Annotated in this window: 5 protein-coding genes; 3 read left to right on the top strand and 2 right to left on the bottom strand. The window is 65.6% G+C overall.

The annotated features are described in order from the left end of the window. The 3 genes from EN994_RS17665 to EN994_RS17655 form a co-directional block, all read left to right on the top strand. Positions 1–709, top strand: a 709-nt coding sequence (locus EN994_RS17665) for an ABC transporter ATP-binding protein (protein ID WP_164745985.1), incomplete at its 5' end; no start/stop codon positions are given. A gap of 28 nt (positions 710–737) precedes the next feature. Continuing rightward, the gene (locus tag EN994_RS17660) at positions 738–2,120 is read left to right on the top strand and encodes an FAD-binding oxidoreductase (protein ID WP_063168696.1); all 1,383 of its coding nucleotides are present in this window, start codon (positions 738–740) and stop codon (positions 2,118–2,120) included. A gap of 9 nt (positions 2,121–2,129) precedes the next feature. Beyond that, positions 2,130–2,486, top strand: coding sequence for a cupin domain-containing protein (locus EN994_RS17655; protein WP_013530464.1), 357 nt, complete (start codon positions 2,130–2,132; stop codon positions 2,484–2,486). 17 nt (positions 2,487–2,503) lie between these two features. On the opposite strand, the gene EN994_RS17650 is transcribed toward EN994_RS17655, so the two are convergent. Both EN994_RS17650 and EN994_RS17645 read right to left on the bottom strand, forming a co-directional pair. Then, positions 2,504–2,770, bottom strand: coding sequence for a BrnA antitoxin family protein (locus EN994_RS17650; RefSeq protein ID WP_024503962.1), 267 nt, complete (start codon positions 2,768–2,770; stop codon positions 2,504–2,506). Positions 2,771–2,869: 99 nt separating this feature from the next. After that, positions 2,870–4,960 (bottom strand): molybdopterin-dependent oxidoreductase (locus tag EN994_RS17645; RefSeq protein ID WP_127307684.1); only part of this gene is annotated, 2,091 nt, incomplete at its 5' end.

Below are 4,960 nucleotides of genomic sequence, written 5' to 3'. Positions count from 1 at the left end.
TCGCTATCCCTCCGAACTTTCCGGCGGCCAGCAGCAGCGCGTGGCGCTGGCGCGCGCCATCGTCTTCGATCCGCCGCTGCTGTTGATGGACGAACCGCTCGGCGCGCTCGACAAGAAACTGCGCGAATGGCTGCAGCTGGAGATCAAGCGCATCCACCGCGAACTCGGCACCACCTTCGTCTATGTGACGCACGACCAAGAAGAAGCGCTGGTCCTGTCCGACCGCATCGCCGTCTTCAATCAGGGCCGCATCGAACAGGTCGGAACCGGCCGCCAGCTCTACGACGAGCCGACGACCCTGTTCGTGGCCAAGTTCATCGGCGAATCGACCAGTTTGCGTGGCACCGCCCTGACGTCCGGAAACGAAACCAGCCTGACGATCGCCGGCCAGAAGATCGTGGCCAACGGCAAGCTCGCCAGCGGCAGCAAACCGGTGGTCCTGCTGCGGCCGGAGAAGCTTTCGCTTGCCGGCACCAACACGCCTCCCGCCGCCGGGCAGAACAGCCTCACCGGTCAAGTCAGCGAGGCGATCTATCTGGGCTCCGGCTCGAAATACCAGGTGACGTTGCGCGACGGCTCGGTCGCCATCGTACGCGCGTCGCTGGAAGCCACACCGTTCTCGATTGGTGACACGGTCGATCTGCGCTGGTCGGTCGTCGATGCAAAACTTCTTGCCGACGACGACCGCGCCGACATGACGATGACCTGATCGCTCTTTCCCCGCAGGATTTTTAGACATGGACGCCAAAGTCAACGGCAACGTCTCGTTCTGGTATGCCGACATCGGCCTGCCGCCCTATCGCGCGCCGCTTCCGGGCGATCTCGAAGCCGATGTCTGCATCGTCGGCGCCGGCTACACCGGCCTGTGGACGGCTTATTACCTGAAGAAGGCCGATCCATCGATCCGCATCGCCATCGTCGAGCGGGAGTTCGCCGGCTTCGGCGCGTCGGGCCGCAATGGCGGCTGGCTGTCCGGCGGCTTCAGCTGGTCGCGCGAGAAATATCTGCAGACCTCGACGCGCGGCGCTGTCATCGACATGGAAACGGCCATGCATGGCACGGTCGACGAAGTGATCAAGGTGACCGAAGCCGAAGGCATCGATGCCGACATCCGCCGCGTCGACAATCTGACGGTGGCGACCAACCCGCCGCAGCTCGAACGGATCAACGCCGCCTATGCCGATGCGATCGGCTGGAGCGTGCCGAGCGAGCGTGTCAGCCTGATCGGCCAGGCAGAGGCCAAGGCCCGCATCAACATCAGGAATGTGCTTGGCGGTTATATCCACCACGGCACCGCGCGTGTGCAGCCGGCCAAGCTGGTGCGCGGCCTGTCCGAAGCCGTCGAGCGGCTCGGTGTGCCGATCTACGAGCAGACCACCGTGACCGGCATCGAGAAGGGCAAGGTCACGACGAACCGCGGCACCGTGCGCGCGCCGATCATCATCCGTGCCACGGAAGGGTTCACGGCCGGCATACCAGGCAATGAACGGCTCTGGCTGCCGCTCAACAGCGCACAGATCATCACCGAGCCGCTGCCGCAATCACTGTGGGACGAGATCGGCTGGGAGGGCCATGAGCTTCTGGGCGACTCCGCGCACGCCTATTGCTATGCGCAGCGCACCAGGGAAGGCCGCATCACCATGGGCGGACGCGGCGTACCCTATCGTTACGGCTCGCAAACGGATGTGCGCGGCCAAACGCAGCAGGCCACGATCGAAAGCCTGCACGCGATCCTCACCCGGCTGCTGCCGCAGACAGCCAGGCTTCGCATCGACCACGCCTGGTGCGGCGTGCTGGGCGTGCCGCGCGACTGGTGCACGACGGCAGGGCTCGATCTTGAAACCGGCATCGGCTGGGCCGGCGGCTATGTCGGGCTCGGCGTCTCGAGTTCCAACCTTTCAGGCCGAACGCTGCGCGATCTCATCCTGCGCCGCGACACCGAATTGACCCGCCTGCCCTGGGTCAACCGAAAGGTCAGCAAATGGGAGCCAGAGCCGATGCGCTGGCTCGGCGTCCACTCGATGTATCAGCTCTATCGCGTCGCCGACGAGCGCGAGGAAGCCGGCCTCCAGCACACGTCGAAACTGGCCGCAATCGCCGACCGCATCACAGGACATTGAGAGACTGCCATGACCGACTTCCAGACCTTCGCCCACCTCGCCTCCATCGACCTCGGCGAGCCTGAGCCCAAGCCGACCTCGATCAGCGGCGATCAGTTCGAAGCCTCGACGACGCTGTGGACCTCGCCGGATGGCGCACTGGAAGTCGGCGTCTGGGAGTGCACGCCGGGCCGCTTCACGGCCTCGCGCGAGACCAATTCCGAAACCTGCCACATCGTGTCAGGCCGGGTCTCGCTGCATGGTCCCGATGGCCGCAGCGAGGACGTTGGTCCGGGCGAAATGCTGGTGCTGCCGAAAGGCTGGAAAGGCGAATGGACGATCCACGAGAAGACGCGGAAGCTCTACATCCTGCACTTCGAAGCGTGAGCCGGCTGGAACAGCCGCTACTCGTCGTCTGAACGATCACCCCCGGTAACGATCGGCTTGCCTTCTATCACACGCCGCAAGGCGTCGTTGATGCGGTCCTGCCAGCCGGGTCCATCCTCCTGGAAATGGTCCAGCACGGCGCGGTCGATTCGGATCGAAACAAGCTCCCTGACGCCTGGAGCGGCCGTGGGCTCTCGGACCGGGGCAGCCGGCTTCTTCACCGGCTTGAAAGCCGCCTCGGCGGCCGCCATCGGATTTGTCGGTCGGCGCGGGGGATTTGCCATTGGATGACCCTGACTGAGGATGATTCGTGCGCGACGTAGCACGCCTGAGCCACCATAGCCCAACCAGCACCGTCGCGCAGGCCCCTTTGGTCAGGACGATCACTCGGCTGCCTGGAGGCTCTGTGCGTCGATGATGACCCTGATCTCGGCGCGGCAGGAGCCGCAATTCGTGCCGGCATTCAGGGCCGCGCCGATTGCCGCGACGCTGCCGCAGCCGCGGCGTACCGCTTCCGTGATCTGGTTGGCGCCAACGCCGAAGCAGGAGCAGACGATGGCGCCGCGATCGACGTCGATCCCGCCCGGCCGCCCGGCCACGATCGCCAGCCTGCTGCGCCGATCAACATGATCGGCGCTCAGTTGTTCCGCCGCCCAGCCGCGCGACACGGCGACCGGGCCGGGCGCGACGAACAAGGCGCCTGACAGTTGGTCGTCGTCGAAGGCGGCGATGCGGTGCTGGCCGACGTCGCGGTCGTGATAAGCTGATATTTCGGCACCCAATGACGTACCGAACAGCGACCCGGCAAAGCCTGCCCAGTCGATGTCGTCATCGGCAAAGGCAAGCTCGACCCGCCAGCCGCCCTTGCACTTGGCCACGGCCCAGTAGGGCGCAGTATTAGGCTCCGGCCGCTGCCGAGCCACCGCAAAGCCAAAGGCCTTTGCCGCGAATTTCTCGATGCGGACGGCGACATGTTTCAGCGCCGGCTGACCGGAAATGGGATCGGTCAGCGGCGCGGTCAGCGTGTCGAGCCGGCCCTTTGCCGAGAACTGATCGGTCCAGTGCATCGGCGCAAACAGGCTGCCCTGGCGCTGGCGCGCCGTCACCAGCGCGCGCACCAGCACATCACCGCGCGGGCTGGAAACGCGCGCTATGTCGGCGTCACCGATGCCGAAGCGCTGCGCATCCGCCGGGTGGATTTCGACGAAGGGCTCGGCGATGTGCTGCGAAAGCCGCGGGCTTTTCCCCGTCCGCGTCATGGTGTGCCAATGGTCGCGGATGCGGCCGGTGTTGAGGATCAGCGGATAATCGGGGCTGGTGCGGATTTCCGTGGTGGGACGGATGGCGATGAAGCGCGCCTTGCGGTCGGGTGTGAAGAAGTTGCCGTTGGCGAAGAAGCGAGCCTGGAGCCCAGTCGTGCCGACCCCTTCTGGCCAACCTCCAGCTTGAGCGCCCCCCTCTCGCCTGCCGGCCATCTCCCCCTCAAGGGGGGAGATTGGCAGCTTTGCCGACTGCTTTCGCTTTGCGACGTTGTGAATTGGCGAAGACGGCCATGACAGCCGATCTCCCCCCTTGAGGGGGAGATGGCCGGCAGGCCAGAGGGGGGCGCCTTGGCTCGGCGCTGGCCATTGGAACGGCTCAAGCGCCTCATATCCCTCCGCATCAACCCCGGCATAAGCCCCGATGTCGAAATCCCGCGCACCATCATTCTCGAAACCCGACAGCGCGGCATGCTCGGCAAACACCTCCGCCGGCGACGCGTAGGAAAACGCCTCACCAAACCCCATCCGTTTGCCCAACTCGGCAATAATCCGCCAGTCAGGCAGCGCATCTCCGGGCACGCGCAAAAAAGCGCGCTGGCGCGACACACGGCGTTCGGAATTGGTGACGGTGCCATCCTTCTCGCCCCAGGCGGCGGCGGGCAGCCGGACATGGGCGTGGCGGACGGTATCGGTCCGGGCCAGCACGTCCGACACCACCACGAACGGGCACGCCTTGATCGCCGCTTCGACGGCATCGGCGTCCGGCATCGAATCGACCGGGTTGGTGGCCATGATCCACAGCGCTTTGATGTGCCCGTCGGCAACCGCCTTGAACATCTCGACTGCCTTCAGGCCGGGCTTTCCGGCAACGGCCGGCGCGTTCCAGAAGCGCTGCACGCGGTCGCGATGATCGGGGTTTTCGATCTCCATATGGGCAGCCAGCATGTTGGCCATGCCGCCGACCTCGCGCCCGCCCATGGCGTTGGGCTGGCCGGTCACCGAAAACGGCCCTGCCCCTGGCTTGCCGATGCGGCCGGTGGCCAAATGGCAGTTGATGATGGCATTGACCTTGTCGGTGCCCGAAGACGACTGGTTCACCCCTTGGCTGTAGACGGTCACGGTCTTGGAGGTCGCCGCGAACAGGCTGTAGAACCGGTCAAGCTCGTCCTCGCTCAGGCCCGTGGCAGCGGCGACGCCAGCCAGGTCCAGCGC

Origin of the sequence: Mesorhizobium sp. M7A.F.Ca.CA.002.09.1.1 (assembly GCF_003998555.1) — a bacterium.
Taxonomy (GTDB): Bacteria; Pseudomonadota; Alphaproteobacteria; order Rhizobiales; family Rhizobiaceae; genus Mesorhizobium; species Mesorhizobium ciceri.
This window is presented reverse-complemented; position numbering and strand designations above follow the sequence as displayed.

What these genes read in the sequence shown, in the direction of transcription:
- EN994_RS17660 (WP_063168696.1), top strand. Translation starts at nt 738, where the DNA reads ATGGACGCCAAAGTCAACGGCAACGTCTCGTTCTGGTATGCCGACATC.
- EN994_RS17655 (WP_013530464.1), top strand. Translation starts at nt 2,130, where the DNA reads ATGACCGACTTCCAGACCTTCGCCCACCTCGCCTCCATCGACCTCGGC.
- EN994_RS17650 (WP_024503962.1), bottom strand. Translation starts at nt 2,770, where the DNA reads ATGGCAAATCCCCCGCGCCGACCGACAAATCCGATGGCGGCCGCCGAG.